Here is a 24,668-nt window from a genome sequence, read left to right as displayed (position 1 = left end):
TTGTTTCGGTCCTTGACGGCCCAGGGCACGCGCTAGTGCAATGTCACACATCACTAGCCGTGAGGAGCCGCACATGCGTGCCACCCCCCTTACCTCCATCGCCTCGCTGGCCGCCGTGGCCCTGCTCGCCACCGGATGTGGCCAGGGGCTGCTCGGCGGCGGCGACGGAGGCGACACCGCCAAGACGAACGAGCCGATCGTCCTCGGAATGCTGATCCCCCAGTCGGGCAGCGAGGCAGCGATCGGCCCATATATGAGCAACGCGGCCCAGCTCGCCGTGGACGAGATCAACGCCAAGGGCGGGGTCCTCGGCCGCAAGCTGCAGCTCAAGACCGCCGACGACGCCTGCGACGCCCAGTCCGCGGCGGCCGGAGCCAACAAGCTGGTCACCGAGGGGGTGGACGTCTCGGTCGGAGGATACTGCTCCGGCGCGACCCTGCCCACCCTTCCGATCTTCGGCAAGGCGAACATACCGATGATCATTCCGGCGGCCAACTCCCAGGAGCTGGTCGACCAGAAGCTCAAGCACGTCTTCCTCATCAACGGCACCGGCACCCAGCAGGCCGCCGCCGCCGAGAAGTGGATGACCAAGCAGGGCGCCAAGAGCGTCGCGCTGATGCACGACAACACCAGCTACTCCAAGGACATCGCGCTGCGCACCCAGGCCCTGCTGGACGCTCCCGGCAGCGCCGACACCGCGCTCATCGAGGCGGTCACCCCCAAGGAGAGCGACTACAGCGCCAACATCACCAACGTGCTGGCCAAGAAGCCCGACTTCGTCTACTGGACCGGCTACTTCCAGGAGGGCGGCCTGATCGCCCGCCAGCTCCGCCAGGCCGGCTACAAGGGCTCCATCATGGTCGGCGACGGCTCGGTCTCGCCCAAGCTCGTCGAGATCGCCGGCCCCGAGGCCGCCGAGGGCGTCTACGCCACCATGACCCAGACCCCCGACACCCTGGAGGGCGCCGAGGGCTGGATCGAGGCGTACAAGAAGAAGTTCGGCACCGAGCCCGGCCCCTACTCCAACCAGGCCTACGACGCCGTACGGCTGGCCGCCGAGGCGGTCGGCAAGGCGGGCGGCACCGACGGCGCCAAGGTCATCGCGGCGCTGGAGGCGATCGACGGGTTCCAGATGTTCTCCGGGCCGCTGAAGTTCACCCCCGAGCACACCCTGTCCAACGGCGGATTCCAGATCCTGGTCGTCAAGGACGGAAAGATCACCCTGCAGGACTCCCTGAAATGACGCAGCTCATCTGGAACGGGTTGTTCGTCGGCTCGTTCTACGCCCTGGTGGCGCTGGGCTACAGCATGGTCTACGGGATCATCAAGCTGCTCAACTTCGCCCATGGCGACCTGTACATGCTCGGCGCGTTCGCCGGCTTCGCCATCCTCGGCGCGGTCGGCGGCGTGTCCTCCTCGATGGCGCTGCCCGTGCTGCTGGCCGTACTGGTGGTGACCATGGCCGTCACCGGCCTGGCCGGGGTGGCGCTGGAGCGGATCGCCTACCGGCCGCTGCGCCGCGCCCCCCGCCTCTCCCTGCTGATCACCGCCGTCGGCGCGTCCTTCGCCCTGGAGTACGGCATGCGCGCCGCCGCCGGGGCCGACCCGCGGGTCTACCCGCTGCGGCTCGGCGGCTCCTCGCTGGAGGTCGCCGGGGCCAGGCTGACAGTCGCGCAGCTCGTCCTGGTCGGGGTGGCCGTGGTCCTCATGATCGGGCTGAACCTGCTGGTCACCCGGACCCGCGAGGGCCGCGCCATGCGGGCCATCGCCCTGGACCCGACCACCAGCTCGCTGATGGGCATCGACGTCAACGCCGTCATCTCCCGGACCTTCTTCATCGGCTCGGCCCTCGCCGGGGCCGCCGGGGTGATGGCGGGCGCCTACTACGGCAAGATCGACTTCCTGATGGGGTTCCTGATCGGGCTCAAGGCGTTCACCGCGGCCGTCATCGGCGGCATCGGCAACATCCCCGGCACGATGCTCGGCGGCCTGGTGCTCGGCCTGCTGGAGTCGTTCGGCACGTTCTGGCTGGGCGGCGAGTGGCGCGACGTCTTCGCCTTCGGAGTGCTGATCCTGTTCCTGACCGTGCGGCCCACCGGCCTGCTCGGCGAACGCGTGACGGAGCGAGTGTGACCCGCGTCCCCGACACCACCCCCGAAGGCGCCCCCGAGGACACGGTCCGCGGCACGGCGGCGGACGCGGCCGAGAGCACGACCGCGGGCCCCGTCCGGAAAACCGCCGAGGTCCGCCGACGCGGCGCCGGCCGGCCCCCCACCCGCGCCTCCCGGCTGCTGCAGAACCGCTGGGCCGGACTGGCCGGCCTGCTCGTCGCGCTGCTCGCGCCGTTCGTCAACGCCACGCCGTACGCGCTGTCGGTCATGACCAGCGCGGCCATCTTCGTGATGCTCGCCGCCGGGCTGAACATCGTGGTCGGCTACTGCGGCCTGCTCGACCTCGGCTACGTCGCGTTCTTCGCGGTCGGCGCCTACACCAGCGGCGTGCTGGCCACCCGCCTGGACCTGCCGCTGGTGGCCACCGTGCCCGCCGTCATCGTCGTCACGGTCGTGGCGGGCATCGTCATCGGCGCGCCCACCCTGCGGCTGCGCAGCGACTACCTCGCCATCGTCACCCTCGGCTTCGGCGAGATCATCCGGATCACCGCCAACAACCTGGACGTCACCGGCGGCCCCTCGGGCATCTACGGCATCCCCGGCCTGGCCGGGAGCCCGGTGGCGTTCTACTACCTGACCGTGGTCGTCGTCGCGCTGGCCGTCCTCGGCGCCGCCCGGCTGGGCCGCTCCCGCATCGGCAGGGCCTGGCGGTTCGTCCGCGAGGACGAGGACGCCGCCGAGGCCATGGGCGTGCACACCTACCGCGTCAAGCTCGCGGCCTACATCGCCGGCGCCGTCTGGGGCGGCCTGGCCGGGGTGCTGTTCGCCGCCCACCTGTCGGCGATCTCCCCGGGCAGCTTCACCTTCCTGCAGTCGGCCCTGGTGCTGATGGCCGTCGTCCTGGGCGGCATGGGATCGATCCCCGGCGTCGTCATCGGCGCCATCGTGATCAGCATCCTGCCGGAGATCCTCCGCGACCTGGCCGACTACCGGTTCTTCCTGTTCGGAGTCCTGCTCATCGCCGTCATGCTGCTGCGCCCGCAGGGGTTGTGGCCCGCCCGGTCCAAGGAGGTCCCGTGACGACCCTGCTGAGCGTTTCGGACCTGCGCCTGTCCTTCGGCGGGCTGCTGGCCATCGACGGGCTGACGTTCTCGGTGAACGAGGCGGAGGTCGTCTCGGTCATCGGGCCCAACGGCGCCGGCAAGACGTCGGCCTTCAACTGCGTCACCGGCTTCTACCGCCCCACCGCGGGGCAGATCATGCTGCGCGGCCGGAGCCTGCGCGGCCTGCGGCCGTCGGCCGTCGCCGCGCTCGGCGTCGCCCGGACCTTCCAGAACCTGCGCCTGTTCGGTGAGCTGTCGGTCCTGGACAACGTGCGGGCCGGCGCCCACCTGTGGCTGCGGCAGAACGTCCTGGACGCGCTGCTGCACACCCCCCGCTACCGCCGCTCCGAGCGCGAGTGCACCGAGCAGGCCCACCACTGGCTCGACTTCGTCGGCCTGCGCGGCGACCGGTACGGCGAGGCCCGCCACCTGCCCTACGGCGAGCAGCGCCGCGTCGAGATCGCCCGGGCGCTGGCCCGCCGCCCCGACCTGCTGCTGCTCGACGAGCCCGCCGCCGGCCTCAACCACGGCGAGAAGACCGAGCTGCTCGACCTGATCCGCCGCATCCAGGCGCTGGGCGTGGCCATCGTCCTCATCGAGCACGACATGGGCCTGGTCATGGAGGTCTCCGAGCGCGTGGTCGTGCTCAACTTCGGCAAGGAGATCGCCGACGGCCGCCCGGAGGACGTGCGCCGCGACCCGGCCGTCATCGAGGCCTACCTCGGGAGCGACACCCATGCTTGAGATCAGCGGACTCGACGTCCACTACGGCGGCGTGCACGCCCTGCGGGGGCTGTCGCTCACCGTCGGGCCGGGCGAGATCGTCGCCCTGCTCGGCAACAACGGCGCCGGCAAGACCACCACGCTGGCGGCGGCCTCCGGGCTGGTACGGCCCAGCGGCGGCACGGTCGTCTTCGACGGCCACGACGTCACCGGCGGCAGGCCGCACCGCGTCACCGCCCTGGGCCTGGTCCACGTCCCCGAGGGCCGCCGGGTCTTCAGCACCCTCACCGTCCACGAGAACCTCCAGCTCGGCGGCTACCTCGTCCGCGACCAGGCCGAGGTGCGCAGGCGGATCGACCGGGCCTACGAGCTGCTGCCCCGGCTGGCGGAGCGGCGCACCCAGCAGGGCGGCACGCTGTCCGGCGGCGAGCAGCAGATGCTCGCCATCGGCCGGGCCCTGGTCACCGGACCCAGGATGCTGCTGCTCGACGAGCCGTCCATGGGACTGGCCCCGCTGGTGGTGGCCTCGGTGATGGAGCTGATCGCCCAGATCAACGCCGAGGGAACCGCGGTGCTGCTCGTCGAGCAGAACGCCACCGCCGCGCTCGGCATCGCCCACCGCGGCTACGTGATCGAGAACGGTGAGCGCGTGCTGGACGGCCCGGCCGCCGAGCTGCGCGACGACCCCCGCGTGGTCGAGGCGTACCTGGGCGGCGTCTGACGGCGTCCGGCGGGCACGGCGCCGCAGAGGGGCGGCGGAGGGGCCGCGCCTCACGAGAGGACCCTCACGAGACGGGGCCGTCCCGCGTCCGCGGGGCGGCCCCGCCGGGCGGGAACGACAGAACGGGAGAACATGCAGATCCACACCGTGGACTACCACACCGGCGGCGAGCCGTTCCGGATCGTCACCGCCGGAACGCCGGACATCCCCGGCGGCACGGTCCTCGAACGCCGCGAGGCGGCGCGGGCCCCGGAGATCGACGCCGTGCGGCGGCTGCTCTGCCACGAGCCGCGCGGCCACGCCGACATGTACGGCTGCTTCCTCGTCCCGCCCGACGACGACGGAGCCCACCTCGGCGTGCTGTTCTGGCACAAGGACGGCTACTCCACCGCCTGCGGCCACGGCACCATCGCGCTCGGCGTCCACGCCGCCGACACCGGCCTGGTGGAGACCGCCCCGGACGGGGAGACCGACGTCGTGGTGGACGTCCCCTCCGGCCGGGTGACGGCCCGGGTGCGCCGCTCGGCGGGCCGCGTCGAGGCCGTCACCTTCCGCAACGTCCCCTCCTACGTGCTCGCCCGGGACGTCGAGCTGGGCCCGCTCGCCGCCGCGGCCGGCCCCGCCTCGTCCGTCCCGGGTCTTCCCGGCCTGGCCGGGGTGACCGCCGACGTCTCCTACGGCGGGGCCATCTACGCCTCCGTCCCGGCCGCCGCGTTCGGCCTCGCCGCGGCCCCCGAGCACCTGACCGCGCTGATCGCGCTCGGCCGGGCCGTCAAGGCCGCCCTGGCCGGCCACCCCGCCGCCCGGCACCCGGAGGACGAGCGGCTGTCGGGGATCTACGGCGTCATCTTCTACGACGAGCTGGGCCCCGGCCACCAGCGCAACGTGACGGTCTTCGCCGACGGAGAGGTGGACCGCTCGCCCTGCGGCTCGGGCACCGCCGCCCGGCTGGCGCTGCTGCACGCCGACGGCTTCACCGGCACGCTCGTCCACGACGGCGTCGTGGGGGCCTCCTTCCGGGCGCGGGTGGCCGAGGAGACGGAGGCGGGCGTGATCCCCGAGATCGAGGGCATGGCCTACCGCACCGGCGAGCACCGCTTCACCCTGGACCCGCGCGACCCGCTGGGCACCGGGTTCACGCTCCGATGAGCGCGCCCCCCTACCTGGACGGGCCGGCGCTGCGCGAGCTGGTGCCGATGGCCACGGCCGTCCGGGTGCTGGAGGAGGCGCTGCTCGCCGGGCTCGACCCCGAGGACGGCCCGCAGCGGCCCGTCGTGGAGGTCCCCGCCGGGCAGCTGCTGCTGATGCCCGCCGCCTGGGGCCGCTTCACCGGGATCAAGGTGGCCGGCGTCGCGCCGGGCAACCCTGCCCGCGGCCTGCCCCGGATCTGCGGCACCTACCTGCTGATGGACGGCGAGACCCTCGTCCCGCTGGCCGTGCTGGACGGCGCCGCGCTCACCGCGCTGCGCACCCCGGCCGTCTCGGCGCTGGCCGTACGGCACCTGGCCGCCGAGGACGCCGGGCACCTGACGGTGTTCGGCACCGGGCCGCAGGCGTGGGGGCACGTGGAGGCGCTGCGCGCGGTCCGGCCGCTGCGGAGGGTCAGCGTGGTCGCCCGGGACCCGGCGCGGGCGGAGGAGTTCGCCGCCCGCTGCGCCGCCGCGGGCCTGCGGGCGGACACCCTGCCCGCCACGGCGCCCGCCGCCGGGTACGGAGCACCGCCCGGAACGGCGCCCGCCCTGGCCGATCCCGGACAGGCCGGCCTCGTGGCCTGCTGTACCACCTCCAGGACCCCGTTGTTCGACGGTAGGATGATCCGCGACGGCGTGACCGTGATCGCGGTCGGCTCCCACGAGCCGGACGCCCGGGAGATCGACGATGACCTCGTCGCGCGGTCCACCGTGGTCGTCGAGGCGCGCCGCGCCGCCCTCGCCGAGGCGGGAGATCTGGTCATCCCGATACGGAACGGTACGATCACTTCCGGTCATCTCGCCGGGAACCTCGCGGACCTGGTCACCGGTGCCGTGTCCCCCGGCCCGGGGCCGCGGGTGTTCAAGAGCGTGGGCATGGCGTGGGAGGACCTGGTGGTGGCGGGAGCCGCCTACGAGGCGTGGCTGCGGGCCCGGACGACGAGATGAGAGGCGGGAGGATGGCTCCTTCGGCGGACGACCGGCTCGACCTGCCGGCGGTGGGTGAGCGGCAGAGCCTGCGGGAGCAGGTGGCGCACGCCCTGCGGGCCGCCCTGATCACCGGCGAGATGCGGCCCGGCGTCGTGTACTCGGCGCCCGTGCTGGCCGCCCAGTTCGGCGTCTCGGCCACCCCGGTGCGCGAGGCGATGCTCGACCTCGCCAAGGAGGGCCTGGTCGAGGCGGTGCGCAACAAGGGCTTCCGGGTCACCGAGCTGTCCGACCGCGACCTGGACGAGCTCACCGAGATCCGGCTGCTCATCGAGGTGCCCACGGTGACCCGCCTGGCCTCCGCGGGCGGTACGGACGGCGCCGCGAGGTTCGACCCGCTGCGCCCGCTGGCCCGGAAGATCGTCGACGCGGCCGACCGCGGCGACCTGATCGCCTACGTCGACGCCGACATCCGCTTCCACCTGGAGCTGCTGGCGCTGGCCGGCAACGCGCACCTGGTGGACGTGGTGCGCGACCTGCGCGGCCGCGCCCGCCTGTACGGCCTGCCCGCCCTCAGCGCCCGGGGCGGCCTGGCCGGCTCCGCCCGCGAGCACCTCGAACTGCTCGACCTGCTGGCGGCCGGCGACCAGGAGGGCACCGAGCGGCTGATCCGCCGCCACATCGGCCACGTCCGCGGCATCTGGGCCGGCGGCGCCGACTAGGTCCGCGCCGTCTAGGCCCGGGATCGCGCGCCGTACGTTCCTGGAAGGCCGCGCGGTGGCACCGACCAGGTCCGGGCCGTCTAGGCCCGGGGCCGCGCGCCGTACGTTCCTGGAAGGCCGCGCGGCGGCGCCGTTCGCGGGGTCCGCCGGGCGCGGGTCAGCGGGCGCTGCGGGTGGCGCCCACGCTGGCGACGACCACGCAGGCGATGGCGGCCCACTCGCGTGCCTCCAGCACCTCGCCCAGCACGACCAGCCCGATCAGCGCCGCCGCGGCCGGCTCCATGCTCATCAGGATGCCGAACACCTGCTTGGGCATCCTGCGCAGCGCCTCCAGCTCGATCGAGTAGGGGATGACCGACGACAGCAGGCCCACCCCGAGCCCGATCAGCAGCACCTCCGGCCGCAGCAGGTCGGCGCCGCCCGTCCCGACCCCCAGCGGCGCGATCACCACGAACGCCACGATCATCGCGAAGGACAGGCCGGTCGTTCCGGGGAAGCGCCGGCCCACGGCCGCCGACAGCACGATGTAGCCGGCCCAGCAGAGCGCGGCCACCAGCGCGAAGGCGATCCCGGCCCAGCTCGTCCCGGCCGCCGCGCCCCACGGGGCCAGCAGCACGATCCCCGATCCGGCCAGCAGGACCCAGAGCAGGTCCAGACGGTGGCGCGAGGCGGCGACCGCCACCCCGAGCGGCCCGAGGAACTCGATCGCCACCGCGATGCCCATGGGCAGCCGGGCCAGCGCCTCGTAGAAGGACAGGTTCATCACGCCCAGGATCACGCCGAACGCCACCCCGGCCGCGACGTCCGCCCGGGTCAGGCCCCGCAGCCGGGGCCGGGCGACCAGGCCCAGGACCAGCGCGCTCATCGCGATGCGCAGGAACACCACCGCGCTCGGCGGCAGCTGCGTGAACAGATCCTTGGCGAAACCCGCGCCGAGCTGCACCGACAGGATGGCCAGCAGCACCAGTCCGGACGGCGGAATGGCGTCGGAGGCGGTCCGCAGCAGCGCTCCCGGCCCCGGCAGGCCCCGCCGGTACGGTTCCGCGGGTCCCGGCAGCCCCTCGGCGGTCATGAGACTCCCTAGTGTCAGTGCCGTATCGACTTGCAGACCTTACTCGCCGGGGCCGGGACGGCCGAGCGGCATCCGGGATGTGAGATCACCGGCGGTCACGGGAGGACGCCCGCCCGGACACCCGGGCGGGGCGCCGCCGGGTCGTTCCCGGCCGGCGGGGTCATTCCCAGCGGAAGGTGCGGGAGGCCAGGGCCAGCGAGACCGCCGCCCAGACCGCGAGGATCGCGACGGCGCCCAGCGGGAGCGCCGCGCCGTCGGTCAGCACCGAGCGCAGCCCGCCGGTCAGCGCGGAGATCGGCAGCAGCCGCAGCACCGGCTCCACCGCCGCGGGGAAGGCCGTCAGCGGGAAGATCACCCCGCCGCAGCCCAGCAGGATCAGGTAGACCAGGTTGGCCCCGGCGAGCGTGGCCTCGGCGCGCAGGGTGCCGGCCATCAGCAGCCCGAGGCCGCTGAAGGCGGCGGTGCCGAGCAGGATCAGCACCAGCGCGGCCAGGGGGGAGCCCGCGGGACGCCAGCCCAGGGCCAGCGCCACCGCGCCGATGACGACCACCTGGACGACCTCCACGGCGATCACCGCGAGCGTCTTGGCGAGCATCAGCCCGGCCCGGGACAGCGGGCTGGCGCCCAGCCGCTTGAGCACGCCGTACCGGCGCTCGAAGCCGGTCGCGATGGCCTGGCCGGTGAAGGCGGTGGACATCACCGCCAGCGCGATCACACCGGGGGCGATGAAGGCGACCCGGGAGCCGCGGCCGACGTTCACCAGCGACGTGGTGGAGAAGCCGACGAGCAGCAGCACCGGGATGATCAGGGTGAGCAGGAGTTGCTCGCCGTTGCGGAGGGTCGACTTGATCTCCGCGCCCGCCTGCGCGAGCACCATCCGCGGCAGCGGGGCGGCGCCGGGCGACGGGGTGAGGTCGAGGGTGGTCACTGTGCTCTCCGTGCTCTTCCGGTCGGTCCGCCGCGGGGCGTGGTGGTCATCGGAGCTCCCGGCCGGTCAGCTCCAGGAAGACGTCCTCCAGCGTGCGGCGCTCGATGCTGAGGTCGGCGGCCGTGACGCCCTCCGCGGCGCACCAGGTGGTCACGGTGGCCAGCAGCTCCGGACCGACCTGCCCCTCGACGATGTAGTGCCCCGAGGGGGACTCCTTGGCCGTGCTGCCGGAGGGCAGGGCGGCCAGCAGCTCGTCCAGTGACAGGCCCGGCCGGGCGCGGAAGCGCAGCTGCCGCTCGGCGCCGGTGAGGGCGCTCGGGGTGCCCTCGGCGACCACCCCGCCGTGGTCGATGATCACGACGTGGTCGGAGAGCCTCTCGGCCTCGTCCATGTGGTGGGTGGTGAGCACCACCGACACGCCCGCGGTCCGCAGGTCGGCGACGAGGTCCCAGCAGGCGTGCCGGGCCTGCGGGTCCAGGCCCGCGGTCGGCTCGTCGAGGAAGACCAGCTCCGGGCGGCCGATGACGGCCGCGGCCAGCGACACGCGCTGCTGCTGCCCGCCCGACAGCCTGCGGTACGGCGTGCGGGCGTGCTCGGTCATCCCGAGCCGCTCCAGCAGCGCCGCCGGATCCAGGGGGCGGGCGTGGAAGCGCGACATCAGGCGCAGCCACTCCCCGCAGCGCGCCGCCGGGGGGACGCCCCCGGCCTGGAGCATCACCCCGACCCGGGCGCGCAGCTCCGGCCGCGTGGGCGGAAGGCCCAGCACCCGGACGGTGCCGCCGTCGGGCCGCCGGAACCCCTCGCAGATCTCGATGGTCGAGGTCTTGCCCGCTCCGTTGGGGCCGAGGATGGCGGTGACCGCGCCGCGGCCCGCGGTGAGCGTGAGGCCGTCGATCGCGGTGGTACGGCCGTATCTCTTGACCAGATCGATGATCTCGACGGCTGGGGACTCCATGACCACGAGTTTAGGGACTGCGCCGGATGCTCCCGCTGCCGGACCTGCGGTTGTTCCCGTCGTGGCGGCGAGCCGTCCCGGCGTCCGGTAAAGGCTTCGGGCGGATCCCGCCAAGGCGGCCGATCGGCCGCCGGGTCCGCCGCGGGCCGCGTGCCACTCTGTGCCTGTCCCGAATCACGACATGAGGAGGTTCGGCGTGTCCGAGCGGAGTGGCTGCAAATCAGGTGTCCCGTGCTGGGTGGAGCTGTCGAGCGCCGACGTCACCCTGTCGGTCCGGTTCTACCGCGAGGTCTTCGGCTGGGAGGCGGTGTTCGACCCGCGTCCGGAGTCCGGCGGGTACGGCCGGTTCACACTCGGCGGCAGGGCCGTGGCCGGGGTCGGCCCCGGTTCGGGCGACGGCGTCCCCTCTGTCTGGAACACCTACGTGGCCACCGACGACGCGGGCGTCACGGCGCTGAAGGTCCGCGCGGCCGGGGGAGGGGTCGTCTGCGAGCCGGCGGAGGTCTTCGACGAGGGCGTCGCCGCGGCCTTCCAGGACCCGTGGGGCGCCGTCTTCGCCGCCTGGCAGCCGGGCCTGCACCGGGGAGCGGAGGTGACCGGCGAGCCGGGCGCGTTCGCCTGGAGCGAGCTGGTCACCGCCGACCCCCGCGGTTGCGACCCCTTCTACGCGTCCGTCTTCGGCTGGAGCCGCGGCGACGGCGGGACCGGCGGCGCGGACGGGACCGACGCGATCGGCGGGCCGGACGGCGACCGCGTCGAGTGGCGGGTGGACGGCCGTCCCGTCGCCGGGGCCTCGGCGGCCTGGGGGCCGCTCCCGCCCGGCGCGCCGCCGTACTGGCTGGCCTGCTTCGCCGTCGAGGACGTCGGCGAGGCCGTGGCGAGGATCGTCCACCTGGGCGGCTCCCTGGAGATGCCGCCCGCGACGACGCCGGCGGGCAGGGCGGCGGTCGTCGCCGACCCGCAGGCGGCCCTGTTCGCCGTGGTCGGCCCGCGGGAGGCGACCGGCTGAGCCCGATACTTTTTCCATCACATTTCCGAAATTTGGGAATTCGGATGACCTGATTGCGGTTCGAAACCCCTGGCCCTCAGGGGCCCATCGTGGCCCGTGAGGGAAAAGGGGTTGGAGAATGACCGCGGCAGCCGCCGAGTCGGAGAAGGCGCCCGTCGAGACCGCGCGGGCGCCCGCCGCGCCCGAGGGGGCGCCGGCCGGGCCCGGGGAGGCGCCCGCCACGCGGCGCCGGGGGCTGCTGCTGCTCATCCTGGGCGCGCTGTCCGCGATCGGCCCGCTGTCGATCGACATGTACCTGCCGGCGCTGCCGTCCATCGCCGCCGAGATGAACGCCGGCCAGTCCCAGGTGCAGCTCAGTCTGACCGCCTGCCTGATCGGGGTCTCGGTGGGGCAGGTCCTCGCCGGCCCGATCAGCGACGTGCGGGGGCGGCGGGCGCCGCTGCTGATCGGGATCGCCGCCTACGCCGTCGCCTCCCTGCTGTGCGCGTTCTCGCCCGGCGTCTACGGCCTGATCGGGTTCCGGCTGCTGCAGGGCGTGGCGGGCGGCGCCGCGCTGGTGATCGTGCGGGCCGTCGTCCGCGACCTGTACCACGGCGCGGCCATCGCCCGCATCTTCGCCACCCTCATGCTGGTCAGCGGCCTCGCGCCGATCCTCGCCCCCATCGCGGGCGCCCAGCTGCTCGAACACACCTCCTGGCGGGGCGTGTTCGTCTCGCTCGCCGTCGCGGGGCTGCTCCTGCTGGCGGCGGCCCTGTTCGGGGTGCGCGAGACGCTGCCGCCCGACCGGCGCGAGGAGGGCGGGCTGCGGCACACCCTCGTCACCTTCTGGCACCTGCTGCGCGACCGGTCGTTCATGTCCAGCGCGCTGACCGCGGGCCTGGGCTTCGGCGCGATGTTCGCCTACATCTCCGCCTCGCCGTTCGTGATCCAGGAGGTCTACGGCGCCTCCCCGCAGACCTACTCGCTGCTGTTCGCGCTGAACGCCTGCGGGCTGACCATCACCGCGCAGCTCGGCGGGCGCCTGGCCGGGCGCAGGGTCGCCCCTGCCCGGCTGATCGTCATCGGCCTGGTCCTCTTCGCCGCGGGCGCCGCCGTGCTGCTGGTCACCGCCCTCGCCGGGCTGCCCCTGCCGGCGCTGGCCGCCGGTCTGCTCGTCATGATGTGCGGGGGCGGCCTGGTGATGCCCGGCGCCGGGGCGCTCGCCCTGGCCGGGCAGCCGCAGCAGGTCGCCGGGAGCGCCTCGGCGCTGACCGGCGTGCTGCAGTTCGCGCTCGGCGCGGTCGCCGCGCCGCTGACCGGGCTGGCCGGCGGGGGAGCGCTGCCGATGGCCGCCGTGCTCGCCGTCTTCGCGCTCGCCGCCCTCGCCGCCTTCACCGTGCTGCGCCGCGGCGCGACCGGCGCCATTTCCGAGGCTTCCGCTGATTAGGTAAGCCTTCCCTGCGTGATGAATCGCACCGGAAGGGCCGCACGCCGCGGTTTGTCAGGCGGGAAGGAATTACGCCACACTGATGTTGTGAAATACGTGACCGAGATGCAGGACGCCCGGGAGGCCGCCGCCGCGCGGCAGTCCGTCGTGTCCGCCGAGCGCAGCACGCGCGCGCGTGTCGCCCGGCTCATCCTGGAACACGGACCCATCACCGCCGCCGCCCTCGGCGAACGGCTCGGGCTCACCCCCGCCGCCGTCCGCCGCCACCTCGACACCCTGCTGGCCGAGGGCATGATCGAGCCCCGTACGGCCCGGCCCCGGGGTCAGCGCGGACGCGGGCGGCCGGCGAAGCTGTTCGCCATCACCGACGCGGGACGCAGCGCCTTCGAGCACGCCTACGACGGGCTCGCCGGCAACGCCCTGCGTTTCATCGCCGACCGCATGGGATCGGAGGCGGTGGCGGAGTTCGCCCGTTCGCAGGTGTCCGGCCTCGTCGGCCGCCTGCTGCCCAAGATGCGCGAGGTCCCCGCCGACCAGCGGGTGCGCGTCCTGGCCGAGGCCCTGTCGGACGACGGCTACGCCGCCTCCGCCAGCGGGGCCGGATCCGGGGGCGAGCAACTGTGCCAGCACCATTGCCCCGTGGCCCATGTGGCGGCGGAGTTCCCCCAGCTGTGCGAGGCCGAGACGGAGGCGTTCGCGCACATCCTCGGCACGCCGGTGCAGCGACTGGCGACCATCGCCCACGGCGACGGCATCTGCACCACGCACGTGAGCCCGCGCAGGACGCCCGGCCCGGACGCGCTCCGGCGGGCGGCCGGGTCCGAGCGGCCCGCACCCCGTCAAGAAACCACCGACGAAACGAGCAAGGAGACCGGAAGGTGACTGTCACCGACCGCCCGGAGCTGGAAGGCCTCGGGAATTACAAGTTCGGCTGGGCTGACCCGGACACCGCCGGAGCCGCCGCCCGCCGTGGCCTGTCCGAAGAGGTCGTCCGCAACATCTCCGCGCTCAAGAACGAGCCGGAGTGGATGCTGGACCTGCGTCTGAAGGGCCTGCGCCTGTTCGGCAAGAAGCCGCTGCCCACCTGGGGCTCCGACCTCACCGGCATCGACTTCGACAACATCAAGTACTTCGTGCGCTCCACCGAGAAGCAGGCCGCCTCCTGGGACGAGCTCCCCGAGGACATCAAGGCCACCTACGACAAGCTCGGCATCCCCGAGGCCGAGAAGCAGCGCCTCATCGCCGGCGTCGCCGCCCAGTACGAGTCCGAGGTCGTCTACCACAAGATCCGTGAGGACCTCGAGGAGAAGGGCGTCATCTTCGTCGACACCGACACGGGCCTGCGCGAGCACGAGGAGCTCTTCAAGGAGTACTTCGGCTCGGTCATCCCGGTGGGCGACAACAAGTTCGCCGCGCTCAACACCTCCGTGTGGTCGGGCGGCTCGTTCATCTACGTGCCGCCGAACGTCACGGTCGAGATCCCGCTGCAGGCCTACTTCCGGATCAACACCGAGAACATGGGCCAGTTCGAGCGGACCCTGATCATCGTGGACGAGAACTCCTACGTCCACTACGTCGAGGGCTGCACCGCGCCGATCTACTCCTCCGACTCGCTGCACAGCGCGGTCGTCGAGATCGTCGTGAAGAAGGGCGCCCGCTGCCGCTACACGACCATCCAGAACTGGTCGAACAACGTCTACAACCTGGTCACCAAGCGCGCCGTCGCCTACGAGGGCGCGACCATGGAGTGGATCGACGGCAACATCGGCTCCAAGGTCACCATGAAGTACCCGGCGGTGTACCTCATGGGCGAGCACGCCAAGGGCGAGACCCTCAGCGTCGCCTTCGCCGGTGAGGGCCAGCACCAGGACGCCGGCTCCAAGATGGTGCACCTGGCGCCCAACACCAGCTCCAGCGTCATCTCCAAGTCCGTCGCCCGCGGCGGCGGCCGCACCTCCTACCGCGGTCTGGTGCAGATCGAGGAGGGCGCGCACGGCAGCGCCAGCACGGTCAAGTGCGACGCCCTGCTGGTCGACCAGATCAGCCGGTCCGACACCTACCCGTACGTCGACGTGCGCGAGGACGACGTGTCCATGGGCCACGAGGCCACCGTCTCCAAGGTCTCCGAGGACCAGCTCTTCTACCTGATGAGCCGCGGCATGGGCGAGGACGAGGCGATGGCGATGATCGTGCGCGGCTTCGTCGAGCCGATCGCGCGTGAGCTGCCCATGGAGTACGCCCTGGAGCTGAACCGCCTGATCGAGCTGCAGATGGAAGGGGCCGTCGGCTGATGGGTCTCGAAACCAAGCCCCTGACGACCCTCCACGAGAGGTCCTCCTACGACGTCGAGGACTTCCCGGTCCCCACGGGCCGCGAGGAGGAGTGGCGCTTCACCCCGCTGTCGCGCCTGAAGGGCCTGCACACCGGCGCCGCCGCCTCCGGCGGGGGCGTCGTGGTCGCCGTGGAGGCGGCCCCCGAGGTCACCGTCGAGACCGTGGGCCGCGACGACCCGCGGCTCGGCCGGGCCTACGTCCCCGCCGACCGCGTCAGCGCCCAGGCCTACGGCGCCTTCGAGAAGGCGACCGTGATCACGGTCCCGCGCGAGGCCGTCGCCTCCGTCCCGACCGTGATCACCGTCACAGGGTCCGGCGACGGGACCGCCTACGGCCACACCCTCGTCAACGTGGAGCCGATGGCCGAGGCCGTCCTCGTCCTCGACCACCGGGGCAGCGCGGTCTACGCCGACAACGTCGAGTTCGCCGTCGGCGAGGGGGCCACCCTCAAGGTCGTCAGCCTGCAGGACTGGGCCGACGACGCGGTGCACGTCTCCCACCACCACGCCCGGCTCGGCAAGGACGCCACGTTCAGGAGCTTCGTGGTCACCCTCGGCGGCGACCTCGTACGGCTGTCGCCCTCGGTCGCCTACACCGGCCCCGGCGGCGACGCCGACCTGACCGGCCTGTACTTCGTGGACGCCGGCCAGCACCTGGAGCACCGTCTGCTCGTCGACCACTCCCAGCCCAACTGCCGCAGCAACGTCGTCTACAAGGGCGCGCTGCAGGGCGACGGCGCCCACGCCGTGTGGATCGGCGACGTCATCATCCGGGTCGAGGCCGAGGGCACCGACACCTACGAGCTCAACCGCAACCTGCTGCTCACCGACGGCGCCCGCGCCGACTCGGTGCCCAACCTGGAGATCCTCACCGGCGAGGTCGCCGGGGCGGGCCACGCCAGCGCCTCGGGCCGGCTCGACGACGAGCACATCTTCTACCTCCAGGCCCGCGGCATCCCCTTCGAGGAGGCGCGCCGCCTGGTCATCCGCGGCTTCTTCGCCCAGCTCCTGGAGAAGATCGAGCTGGACGAGCTCCGCGAGCGCGTTTTCGCCAAGGTTGAGGCGGAGCTGGAGAAGTGACGTTCGAAAAGGTCTGCAAGCTCGGCGACATCCCCGACGGCGGAGTGATCGCCGTCGAGGTGGAGGACACCCCGGTCGCCCTCGTGCGCAAGGGGCAGGAGGTCTTCGCGCTGCACGACGTGTGCTCCCACGCCGAGGTCGCCCTCAGCGAGGGCGACGTCTACGACGAGACGCTGGAGTGCTGGCTGCACGGCTCGTGCTTCGACCTGCGCACCGGCAAGCCCACCGGGCCGCCCGCCACCAGGCCCGTCCCTGTCTACCAAGTGAAGATCGACGGCGACGACGTCCTCGTCTCGCTCTCGAAGGAGTCATAAAGTGTCTGATTCGACCCGGGTCCCCGCGGGCTCCACGCTCGAGATCCGCGACCTGAAGGTCTCCGTCGCGGACAAGGAGATCCTGCGCGGCGTCAACCTGACCGTGCGAGCCGGCGAGACCCACGCCATCATGGGCCCCAACGGTTCCGGCAAGTCCACGCTCGCCTACGCGATCGCCGGCCACCCGAAGTACACCATCACCGGCGGCCAGGTCCTGCTCGACGGCGCCGACCTGCTGGAGATGTCGGTCGACGAGCGCGCCCGCGCCGGCCTGTTCCTCGCCATGCAGTACCCGGTCGAGGTCCCCGGCGTCAGCGTCTCCAACTTCCTGCGCTCGGCGGTCACCGCCGCCCGCGGCGAGGCCCCGAAGCTCCGCCAGTTCTCCAAGGACCTCAAGGCCGGCATGGACGCCCTGTCGATCGACTCGGCCTTCGCCCAGCGCAACGTGAACGAGGGCTTCTCCGGCGGTGAGAAGAAGCGCCACGAGATCCTCCAGCTGGAGCTGCTCAAGCCGAAGATCGCCGTCCTCGACGAGACCGACTCCGGCCTCGACGTCGACGCCCTGCGCGTGGTCTCCGAGGGCATCAACCGCTTCCGCGCCGGCGGCGACACCGGCGTGCTGCTCATCACCCACTACACCCGCATCCTGCGCTACGTGAAGCCGGACTTCGTCCACGTCTTCGCGGGCGGCCGGATCGTGGAGCAGGGCGGCCCCGAGCTCGCCGAGAAGCTGGAGGCCGAGGGCTACGAGGCGTACACGAAGGCAACGGCCTGATGACGACCGGCTTTGACGCGGAGAGGATCAGGAAGGACTTCCCGGTCCTCTCCCGTGAGCTGCCCGGCGGCCGGCCGCTGGTCTACCTCGACTCGGCCAACTCCGCGCAGAAGCCGACCCGGGTCGTCGAGGCCATGCGCGAGCACATGGCCATGCACTACAGCAATGTCGGCCGGGCCATGCACGCGCTGGGCGCGGAGTCCACCGAGGCGTACGAGGCCGCCCGCGACAAGATCGCCGCGTTCGTCGGCGCGCCGAGCCGCGAGGAGATCGTCTTCACCAAGAACGCCTCCGAGGCGCTCAACCTGGTGGCCTACTCCTTCGGCAACCGCACCAACGACGACCCCCGGTTCCGGATGGGCCCCGGCGACGAGATCGTCATCTCCGAGATGGAGCACCACTCCAACATCGTGCCGTGGCAGATGCTCGCCCAGCGCACCGGCGCCACGCTGCGCTGGTTCGGGGTCACCGACGAGGGCCGCCTGGACCTCGGGAACCTGGAGGAGCTGGTCAACGAGCGGACGAAGATCGTCTCGATCGTGCACCAGTCGAACGTCCTCGGCACCGTCAACCCCGTCGAGCGGGTCCTCGCCCGGGTCCGCCAGGTCGGCGCGCTGATGATGCTGGACGCCTCGCAGTCGGTCCCCCACCAGGCGGTGGACGTCGCCGCGCTCGGCGTCGACTTCCTGGCCTTCACCGGGCACAAGGTCGTCGGCCCCTCCGGCGTCGGCGTGCTGTGGGGCCGGGGCGAGCTGCTGGACGCCATGCCCCCGTTCCTCGGCGGCGGCGAGATGATCGAGGCGGTCTGGATGGACCGCTCGACCTACGCGCCCGCGCCGCACAAGTTCGAGGCCGGCACCCCGCCGATCGTCGAGGCCGTCGGCCTCGGCGCCGCCGTGGACTACCTGTCGGAGATCGGCCTGGACGCGGTGGCCCGGCACGAGCGGGAGCTCACCGCCTACGCGCTGGAGGCGCTGGCGGACGTCCCGGGGCTGAAGGTGGTCGGGCCGCGTGACCTCGACATGCGCGGCGGCACGGTGTCCTTCACCCTGGAGGGGATTCACCCGCACGATGTCGGGCAGATCCTCGATGACGACTTCGGTGTGGCCGTGCGGGTCGGACACCACTGCGCCCGCCCGCTGCACCTGAGGTTCGGGATTCCCGCCACCACGCGGGCCTCCTTCTACCTCTACACCGTCCCGGCCGAGATCGACGCCCTGGTCCGCGGCCTCCACCACGTGCGGAAGGTGTTCGCCTAGCAATGCCGGAGCAGTTGAGATGATCGCCGAGTCGATGTACCAGGAGCTGATCCTGGAGCACTACAAGCACCCCCAGGGCCGGGGGCTGCGCGATCCGTACGACGCCGAGGTCCACCACGTGAACCCGACGTGCGGCGACGAGATCACCATGCGGGTGAAGCTCGGCGACGGCGGCAAGGTCGAGGACGTCTCCTACGACGGCCAGGGCTGCTCCATCAGCCAGGCCGCCGCCTCGGTGCTGTACGAGCTGACCGAGGGCTCCACCGTGGACGAGACGCTCGCCGTGGTGGAGGAGTTCACCCGGCTCATGCAGAGCAGGGGACAGATCGAGGGCGACGAGGAGGTGCTGGGCGACGCCGTGGCGTTCGCCGGCGTCTCCAAGTACCCCGCCCGGGTGAAGTGCGCCCTGCTGGCCTGGATGGCCTACAAGGACGCGGTCATGAGGAGTTCCAAGTGAGCAAGCCTGTGGAGACGCCCACCTCGGCGTCGTACGACGGGGAGACCACCCTTGACGAGGTCATGGAGGCCCTCAAGGACGTCGTCGACCCCGAGCTCGGCATCAACGTCGTCGACCTCGGCCTGGTCTACGGGGTCAACCTCGACCCCGCCGAGACCGGCGCCGCGCCGATCGCCACCATCGACATGACGCTGACCAGCGCGGCCTGCCCGCTGACCGACGTCATCGAGGACCAGGCCCACTCGGCCCTGGACGGCATGGTCTCGGACGTGAAGATCAACTGGGTCTGGCTCCCGCCGTGGGGCCCCGACAAGATCACCGACGAGGGGCGCGAGCAGCTGCGCATGCTCGGCTTCAACGTCTGACCCTCCCGCCGGCCGCGGCCCGCACCCACCGGGTGCCGGGTCGCGGCCGGATCGTGTGAATCGTGTGAGAGGATGCCCCGTGCCGGGAATGAACATCCGGCACGGGGCGTTGGCTCCATAGTCGGGTAGGCGCCCGCCTTTTTCGTGCGAGGCGCCCCCGTCATCGACCTGGCACTGCGACGGCCAGGTACGCCAGTCCGTGGTTCGACTGCGCGCGGGTGTCCGAGACCCGCCCCCGCGGTGCGCCTCGACTCGCACCGCATCACCGCCCCCCCACGTGGGCGTAGTTCGACCGCGGCCTTCCGAGGGCCGCGTGTTCCAGGCTCGTCCTTTCGCAGAAGTGACGTGCCGCGTCCTTCTATCGAAAGGCACGACTCTTCGTGACCATGCTCGACGCCGCCATGCCCGAGATCACCGAGACCCAGGGCGAGCCCGGCGCCCCCGCCGGCCCGTCCGAGTTCACCCTGCTGGGGCTGCCCCGGCCGCTGGTCTCCGGCCTGGCCCGACGGGGCATCGAGGCGCCCTTCCCCATCCAGCGCGCCACCATCCCCGACATCCTCGCCGGCAGCGACGTCCTCGGCCGCGGCCAGACCGGCTCCGGCAAGACCCTCGCCTTCGGCCTGCCCACGATGGTCCGCGTCGCCGGTGTCAAGGCCCGCCCCGGCCGCCCCCTCGCCGTCATCCTGGTGCCGACCCGCGAGCTGGCCATGCAGGTGACCGACGCGCTGGAGCCGCTCGGCCGCGGCCTGTCGCTGCGGATGAAGACCGTCGTCGGCGGCATGTCCATGGGCCGCCAGATCGAGGCGCTGCGCCGCGGCGTCGAGATCGTCGTCGCCACCCCGGGCCGGCTCACCGACCTCGTCCAGCAGGGCGAGTGCGTCCTGGACGAGGTCCAGGTGACCGTCCTGGACGAGGCCGACCACATGTGCGACCTCGGCTTCTTCCCGGTCGTCAGCGCCCTGCTCGCGCAGACCCCCGCCGACTGCCAGCGCCTGCTGTTCTCCGCCACCCTCGACGGCGACGTGGACAAGCTCGTCCGCCGCTTCCTCACCGACCCGGTCACCCACTCCCTGGCCCCGGCCTCCTCGCCGGTGGACACCATGGAGCACCACCTCCTGGAGGTCCACCGCGACGACAAGTTCGCGGTGACCGCCGAGATCGCCAACCGCGAGGGCCGCACCATCGTGTTCGCGCGCACCCAGCACGGCGTCGACCGGCTGTGCAAGCAGCTCGCCCAGGTCGGCGTCCGGGCCGGCGGCCTGCACGGCGGCAAGCGCCAGAACCAGCGCACCCGCATCCTGGCAGAGTTCAAGGAAGGCGCGATCGACGTCCTGGTCTGCACCGACGTCGCCGCCCGCGGCATCCACGTCGACAACATCAGCCTCGTGCTGCACGTCGACCCGCCGCAGGACCACAAGAGCTACCTGCACCGCGGCGGCCGTACGGCCCGCGCGGGGGAGAAGGGCACCGTCATGACGCTGGTGCTCCCCAGCGAGCGCCGCTCCACCGACACGATGGCCCGCCGCGCGGGCATCAAGCCGTTCCGCCTGCGGGTCACCCCGGGCCACCCGCGTCTTTCGGAGATCGCCGGGGCGCGCACGCCCAGCGGCGAGCCGGTCCCGGTCTGGGAGCCCGCGGCCCCCGCGCCCAAGCAGCGCGAGCGCCGCGGCGGCGGCGGTGGCTTCGGCGGCGGCGGCCGCGGCCCGCGCCGGTTCCGTGAGCGGTCCGCCCACGGCGAGGACGGCCACCGCTCCCGCGAGCGCGGCGCCGGCGAGCCCCGCGGGAACGTCTCGGAGCTGCGCGGCCAGTACCGCGCCGAGCGCCGCCTCGACGGCCACCCCGACTCCAGGCCCGGCCGCCGCGGCGGCGAGCGCCAGGGCGGCGGTTACCGTTCCGGCCGCTCCGGTGGGGACCGGGAGCCGTTCCGCGGTGACCGGGAGCCGTTCCGCTCCGGGGGCCGCCCCGAGGGGCGCGGCAACCGCCACCACGGCCGCTGAGGGTCGCCGGCGCGCGTCCTGATCTGACCGGAGGGGCCGGTACGGCGATGCCGTACCGGCCCTTTCGCGTCCGCCCGGCCAGGGCGACCGGGCGCGGATCCGGGACGAAGCATCCCGGACCCGCCCGCCCGGCGCGGGCCGTCGTCCCCGCACCCGTCCCGAAGTGCGAACACCCGCCCCGCCGGTCCCGGGGTCCGGCTACCCTTGACGCGTACGTCCGACGACTTCGAGAAGAGACGATGAAGACCTTCGAAGAGCTGTACGCCGAGCTGTCCGACAAGGCGCGCACCCGGCCCGAGGGGTCGGGGACCGTGGCCGCGCTGGACGCCGGGGTCCATGCCATCGGCAAGAAGGTCGTCGAGGAGGCCGCCGAGAGCTGGATGGCCGCCGAGCACGAGTCGAACGAGCGGGCCGCGGAGGAGATCTCCCAGCTCCTCTACCACGTGCAGGTTCTCATGATCGCCAAAGGGATCGGGCTGGACGAGGTCTACAAGCATCTGTGAGCCGGCGCGCCCGGCTCCGGCTCCCGTGACACCTCTTCCACCCGTGTAAGGAACTTCCACGCCATGCTGCGTCTCGCCGTCCCCAACAAGGGGGCCCTCACCGAGGGCGCCCAGACCATGCTCAAGGAAGCCGGCTACCGCCCGCGCAGGGACAGCAAGGAACTGGTGGTCGTCGACCCCGACAACTCCTGCGAGCTGTTCTTCCTGCGCCCCAAGGACATCGCCGTCTACGTCGGCGAGGGCACGCTCGACGCCGGGATCACCGGCCGCGACATGCTCCGCGACTCCGGCGCGCAGGTCGAGGAGATCCTGCCGCTCGGCTTCGGCGGCTCCACCTTCCGCTTCGCCGCCGACCCGGGCCGCTTCTCCGGCGTCGCCGACCTCAAGGGCAGGCGCGTCGCCACCGCCTACGCCGGCCTGCTGGAGGCGTACCTCGCCGAACAGGGCGTGGACGCCCGGGTGATCAAGCTGGACGGCGCGGTCGAGACCGCCGTCCGGCTGGGCGTGGCCGACGCCGTGGCCGACGTCGTCGAGACCGGAACCACGCTGCGCAACATGGGCCTGCAGGTGTTCGGCGAGCCGATCGCCCGCTCCGAGGCGGTGCTGATCAGGCGGGTCGGCGCTCCCGAGACCCAGGGGCTGGAGCAACTCCTGCGCCGCCTGCGCGGCGTGCTGGTGGCCCGCGACTACGTGATGATGGACTACGACATCCGCGTCGAGCGGATCGAGGAGGCCATCGCCCTGACCCCCGGCATGGAGGGGCCCACGGTCTCCCCGCTGCACCGGGAGGGCTGGGTGGCGGTCCGCGCCATGGTGCCGCGCAAGGGGCACCAGCAGGTGATGGACCGGCTCTGGGAGATCGGCGCGAAGGCCATCCTGGTCACCGCCATCTTCGCCTGCCGCCTCTGAAACCCGCCCCGTCCGGCCGCGTGCCGTCCCCGGCCGGCCTCCCGCCGCCCGCCGTACGGCCCGCGGCGGGAGGCCGGCCGGCGGATCTGACAAATGTCACCGCCGATCACGGACGACGGGCACTGAGATCCGCGCCCGGACGTCCCTAGCGTTGCGCTCATGAACGCCATCGCCTTCGCCGACGTGAGCAGACGCTACGGCGACGTGCTCGCCGTGGACGGCCTGGACCTGACCGTCGAGGCCGGCCGGACCGTCGCCCTGCTCGGGCCCAACGGGGCCGGCAAGTCCACCTCGATCAACATGCTGCTCGGGCTGCTGCGCCCCACGCGGGGCCGCATCGAGGTCTTCGGGCACTCCCCGGACGAGGCCGTCGCCAGGGGAGAGGTCGGCGCCATGCTGCAGAGCGGCGAGCTCATCCCCGAGCTCACCGTCCGGGAGCTGGTCGCCTTCGTGCGGCGGCTCTACCCATCCCCGCTCGGCCTGGACGAGGTCCTGGAGATGGCCGACCTCACCGGCCTGGCCGGGCGCCGGGCCGCCAAGCTGTCCGGGGGACAGACCCAGCGGGTCAGATTCGCCCTGGCCATCGCCGGCGCGCCCAGGCTGCTGGTGCTGGACGAGCCCACCGCCGCCATGGACGTGGAGTCGCGGCTGCGGTTCTGGGAGGCCATGCGCTCCTACGCCGAGGGCGGCAGGACCGTCCTGTTCGCCACCCACTACCTCCAGGAGGCCGACGAGAACTCCGACCGGGTGATCGTGGTGGCCGGGGGCCGCGTCGTGGCCGACGGCACCGCCGCCGAGATCAAGGCCGGGGCGGGCGGGCACACCGTCCGCTTCACCCTCGGCGGCCAGGCGGCGGCCGGCCTGGAGGCGCTGCCCGGCGTCTCCGCCGTGGAGATCTCCGCCGGCACCGCCACGCTCCGCACCGCCGACCCGGACGCCACCGTCGCGGCCCTCTACCGGGGCACCACGCTGGAGGTCCGCGACCTGCGGATCGACGGCGCCGACCTCGAAGACGCCTTCCTCTCACTCGTCCAGGAGTCCCGATGACGGACTACATCAGGATCGAACTCCTGCGGATGCTGCGCAACAAGCGCTATGTCATCTTCGTCGTGGCCTTCCCGGTGGCCTTCTACCTCGTCTTCTCCGGCATCTACGGCGGTGAGGTCGCCGCCGGGGGGCTGAGCGGCAAGGCGTACTTCATGGTCTCGATGAGCGCCTACGGCGCGCTCGCCGCCTCACTGATGAGCACCGCCGTGCCGTGGGCGCAGGAGCGCGGGAGCGGCTGGCTGCGCCAGCTCCAGATCACCCCGCTGTCCGGCTGGAAGATCATCACGACCAAGCTGGTCGCCTCGATGCTGCTGGTGCTGCCGGCCATCCTGCTCGTCTGCGCCGCCGCCGTGCTGGTCCAGGGCGTGTCGCTGCCTCCGGGGCGGTGGCTCGGCCTGCTGGCGGCCATGTGGCTCGGCGTGGCGCCGTTCGCGGCGCTGGGCCTGACCATCGGCTCGCTGCTGCCCCCCGACACCGCGCAGCCCGTGTCGATGATCGGGATGTTCGGGCTGGCGCTCCTCGGCGGCCTGTGGATCCCGCTGGAGGTCATGCCCGAGGGCATGCGGAGCGTCGCCCGGGTGCTGCCGTCCGCCGACTACGCCGGCATGGGACGCGGCATCGTCGCCGGGGACGGCCTGCCGACGGGTGACGCCCTGGCCGTCGTCGTCTGGGCGGCCGTCCTGGGGGTGATCGCGGTCCTCGCCTACCGGCGGGCCACCGCGCGCGCCTGAGATCTCCCGATG

General features: G+C 72.7%; 26 protein-coding genes. 23 read left to right on the top strand and 3 right to left on the bottom strand.

Translation table 11 applies throughout. The features are described 5' to 3' along the window. The first annotated feature begins 73 nt into the window (after nucleotides 1-73). The 8 genes from ACQP10_RS23920 (at nucleotide 74) to ACQP10_RS23885 (ending at nucleotide 7,497) form a co-directional block, all read left to right on the top strand. Nucleotides 74-1,243 (top strand): branched-chain amino acid ABC transporter substrate-binding protein, encoded by a 1,170-nt coding sequence (locus ACQP10_RS23920; protein ID WP_433539739.1) that lies wholly within the window; start codon nucleotides 74-76, stop codon nucleotides 1,241-1,243. Next, nucleotides 1,240-2,133 carry a branched-chain amino acid ABC transporter permease gene (locus tag ACQP10_RS23915; protein WP_179827979.1) on the top strand — a complete coding sequence of 298 codons (894 nt, stop codon included), beginning with the start codon at nucleotides 1,240-1,242 and terminating at the stop codon, nucleotides 2,131-2,133. The genes ACQP10_RS23920 and ACQP10_RS23915 overlap by 4 nt, the downstream gene beginning before the upstream one ends. Then, nucleotides 2,130-3,191, top strand: a complete 1,062-nt coding sequence (locus ACQP10_RS23910) for a branched-chain amino acid ABC transporter permease (RefSeq protein ID WP_399501323.1) — start codon at nucleotides 2,130-2,132, stop codon at nucleotides 3,189-3,191. The genes ACQP10_RS23915 and ACQP10_RS23910 overlap by 4 nt, the downstream gene beginning before the upstream one ends. Beyond that, nucleotides 3,188-3,958, top strand: a complete 771-nt coding sequence (locus ACQP10_RS23905) for an ABC transporter ATP-binding protein (RefSeq protein ID WP_179827981.1) — start codon at nucleotides 3,188-3,190, stop codon at nucleotides 3,956-3,958. The genes ACQP10_RS23910 and ACQP10_RS23905 overlap by 4 nt, the downstream gene beginning before the upstream one ends. Then, entirely contained in the window at nucleotides 3,951-4,658 is a 708-nt protein-coding gene (locus ACQP10_RS23900; RefSeq protein WP_399501324.1) for an ABC transporter ATP-binding protein, read from the top strand. Before ACQP10_RS23905 ends, ACQP10_RS23900 begins: the two co-directional genes overlap by 8 nt. Nucleotides 4,659-4,790: 132 nt before the next feature. Beyond that, on the top strand, nucleotides 4,791-5,807 hold the full coding sequence (locus ACQP10_RS23895) for a proline racemase family protein (RefSeq protein WP_433539738.1): 1,017 nt from the start codon (nucleotides 4,791-4,793) through the stop codon (nucleotides 5,805-5,807). Then, nucleotides 5,804-6,796 (top strand): ornithine cyclodeaminase family protein, encoded by a 993-nt coding sequence (locus ACQP10_RS23890; protein ID WP_433539737.1) that lies wholly within the window; start codon nucleotides 5,804-5,806, stop codon nucleotides 6,794-6,796. Before ACQP10_RS23895 ends, ACQP10_RS23890 begins: the two co-directional genes overlap by 4 nt. Nucleotides 6,797-6,807: 11 nt before the next feature. Then, nucleotides 6,808-7,497, top strand: a complete 690-nt coding sequence (locus tag ACQP10_RS23885) for a GntR family transcriptional regulator (RefSeq protein ID WP_433539736.1) — start codon at nucleotides 6,808-6,810, stop codon at nucleotides 7,495-7,497. Between the two features lie 157 nt (nucleotides 7,498-7,654). On the opposite strand, the gene ACQP10_RS23880 is transcribed toward ACQP10_RS23885, so the two are convergent. The 3 genes from ACQP10_RS23880 to ACQP10_RS23870 all read right to left on the bottom strand — a co-directional run bounded on the left by ACQP10_RS23880 (nucleotide 7,655) and on the right by ACQP10_RS23870 (nucleotide 10,452). Continuing rightward, nucleotides 7,655-8,569, bottom strand: a complete 915-nt coding sequence (locus tag ACQP10_RS23880; RefSeq protein WP_346022533.1) for an EamA family transporter — start codon at nucleotides 8,567-8,569, stop codon at nucleotides 7,655-7,657. Nucleotides 8,570-8,729: 160 nt separating this feature from the next. Beyond that, nucleotides 8,730-9,497, bottom strand: a complete 768-nt coding sequence (locus ACQP10_RS23875; protein WP_346022532.1) for an ABC transporter permease — start codon at nucleotides 9,495-9,497, stop codon at nucleotides 8,730-8,732. A 46-nt stretch (nucleotides 9,498-9,543) separates the two neighbouring features. Further along, on the bottom strand, nucleotides 9,544-10,452 hold the full coding sequence (locus tag ACQP10_RS23870) for an ABC transporter ATP-binding protein (RefSeq protein WP_362757075.1): 909 nt from the start codon (nucleotides 10,450-10,452) through the stop codon (nucleotides 9,544-9,546). Nucleotides 10,453-10,648: 196 nt separating this feature from the next. On the opposite strand from ACQP10_RS23870, the gene ACQP10_RS23865 reads away from it, so the two are divergent. The 15 genes from ACQP10_RS23865 (at nucleotide 10,649) to ACQP10_RS23795 (ending at nucleotide 24,656) form a co-directional block, all read left to right on the top strand. Further along, nucleotides 10,649-11,461, top strand: coding sequence for a VOC family protein (locus ACQP10_RS23865; protein WP_346022531.1), 813 nt, complete (start codon nucleotides 10,649-10,651; stop codon nucleotides 11,459-11,461). A 118-nt stretch (nucleotides 11,462-11,579) separates the two neighbouring features. Then, a complete protein-coding gene (locus ACQP10_RS23860) occupies nucleotides 11,580-12,887 on the top strand; it encodes a multidrug effflux MFS transporter (protein ID WP_346022530.1) in 1,308 nt (435 codons plus the stop codon). Between the two features lie 105 nt (nucleotides 12,888-12,992). Then, a complete protein-coding gene (locus ACQP10_RS23855; RefSeq protein ID WP_346023220.1) occupies nucleotides 12,993-13,769 on the top strand; it encodes a helix-turn-helix transcriptional regulator in 777 nt (258 codons plus the stop codon). Continuing rightward, nucleotides 13,766-15,178, top strand: a complete 1,413-nt coding sequence (gene sufB, locus ACQP10_RS23850) for a Fe-S cluster assembly protein SufB (protein WP_179827996.1) — start codon at nucleotides 13,766-13,768, stop codon at nucleotides 15,176-15,178. Before ACQP10_RS23855 ends, sufB begins: the two co-directional genes overlap by 4 nt. After that, on the top strand, nucleotides 15,178-16,299 hold the full coding sequence (sufD, locus tag ACQP10_RS23845; RefSeq protein WP_179827997.1) for a Fe-S cluster assembly protein SufD: 1,122 nt from the start codon (nucleotides 15,178-15,180) through the stop codon (nucleotides 16,297-16,299). The genes sufB and sufD overlap by 1 nt, the downstream gene beginning before the upstream one ends. Continuing rightward, complete coding sequence (locus ACQP10_RS23840; protein WP_179827998.1) at nucleotides 16,296-16,613, top strand: Rieske (2Fe-2S) protein; 318 nt, start codon at nucleotides 16,296-16,298, stop codon at nucleotides 16,611-16,613. Before sufD ends, ACQP10_RS23840 begins: the two co-directional genes overlap by 4 nt. Before the next feature lies 1 nt (nucleotide 16,614). Beyond that, nucleotides 16,615-17,388 (top strand): Fe-S cluster assembly ATPase SufC, encoded by a 774-nt coding sequence (sufC, locus tag ACQP10_RS23835; protein WP_179827999.1) that lies wholly within the window; start codon nucleotides 16,615-16,617, stop codon nucleotides 17,386-17,388. Beyond that, nucleotides 17,388-18,647 (top strand): cysteine desulfurase, encoded by a 1,260-nt coding sequence (locus ACQP10_RS23830; protein ID WP_346022529.1) that lies wholly within the window; start codon nucleotides 17,388-17,390, stop codon nucleotides 18,645-18,647. The genes sufC and ACQP10_RS23830 overlap by 1 nt, the downstream gene beginning before the upstream one ends. A 19-nt stretch (nucleotides 18,648-18,666) precedes the next feature. Continuing rightward, nucleotides 18,667-19,104, top strand: a complete 438-nt coding sequence (sufU, locus tag ACQP10_RS23825; protein WP_179828003.1) for a Fe-S cluster assembly sulfur transfer protein SufU — start codon at nucleotides 18,667-18,669, stop codon at nucleotides 19,102-19,104. Then, entirely contained in the window at nucleotides 19,101-19,469 is a 369-nt protein-coding gene (locus ACQP10_RS23820) for a metal-sulfur cluster assembly factor (protein WP_189249169.1), read from the top strand. The genes sufU and ACQP10_RS23820 overlap by 4 nt, the downstream gene beginning before the upstream one ends. A gap of 386 nt (nucleotides 19,470-19,855) precedes the next feature. Then, the gene (locus tag ACQP10_RS23815) at nucleotides 19,856-21,466 is read left to right on the top strand and encodes a DEAD/DEAH box helicase (protein WP_346023219.1); all 1,611 of its coding nucleotides are present in this window, start codon (nucleotides 19,856-19,858) and stop codon (nucleotides 21,464-21,466) included. 239 nt (nucleotides 21,467-21,705) lie between these two features. Further along, nucleotides 21,706-21,969: a phosphoribosyl-ATP diphosphatase gene (locus tag ACQP10_RS23810; protein ID WP_012892448.1), complete on the top strand. Its 264-nt coding sequence runs from the start codon at nucleotides 21,706-21,708 to the stop codon at nucleotides 21,967-21,969. A 63-nt stretch (nucleotides 21,970-22,032) separates the two neighbouring features. Beyond that, the gene (gene hisG, locus ACQP10_RS23805) at nucleotides 22,033-22,878 is read left to right on the top strand and encodes an ATP phosphoribosyltransferase (RefSeq protein WP_179828006.1); all 846 of its coding nucleotides are present in this window, start codon (nucleotides 22,033-22,035) and stop codon (nucleotides 22,876-22,878) included. 159 nt (nucleotides 22,879-23,037) lie between these two features. Further along, on the top strand, nucleotides 23,038-23,925 hold the full coding sequence (locus ACQP10_RS23800) for an ABC transporter ATP-binding protein (RefSeq protein WP_179828009.1): 888 nt from the start codon (nucleotides 23,038-23,040) through the stop codon (nucleotides 23,923-23,925). After that, nucleotides 23,922-24,656, top strand: a complete 735-nt coding sequence (locus tag ACQP10_RS23795; protein WP_433539735.1) for an ABC transporter permease — start codon at nucleotides 23,922-23,924, stop codon at nucleotides 24,654-24,656. Before ACQP10_RS23800 ends, ACQP10_RS23795 begins: the two co-directional genes overlap by 4 nt. Nucleotides 24,657-24,668: the final 12 nt, after the last annotated feature.

This window comes from Streptosporangium sandarakinum (genome assembly GCF_050942225.1).
Lineage (GTDB): Bacteria > Actinomycetota > Actinomycetes > Streptosporangiales > Streptosporangiaceae > Streptosporangium > Streptosporangium nondiastaticum.
The sequence above is the reverse complement of the archived record's forward strand: the minus strand, read 5'-3'. Positions and strand labels throughout refer to the sequence as shown.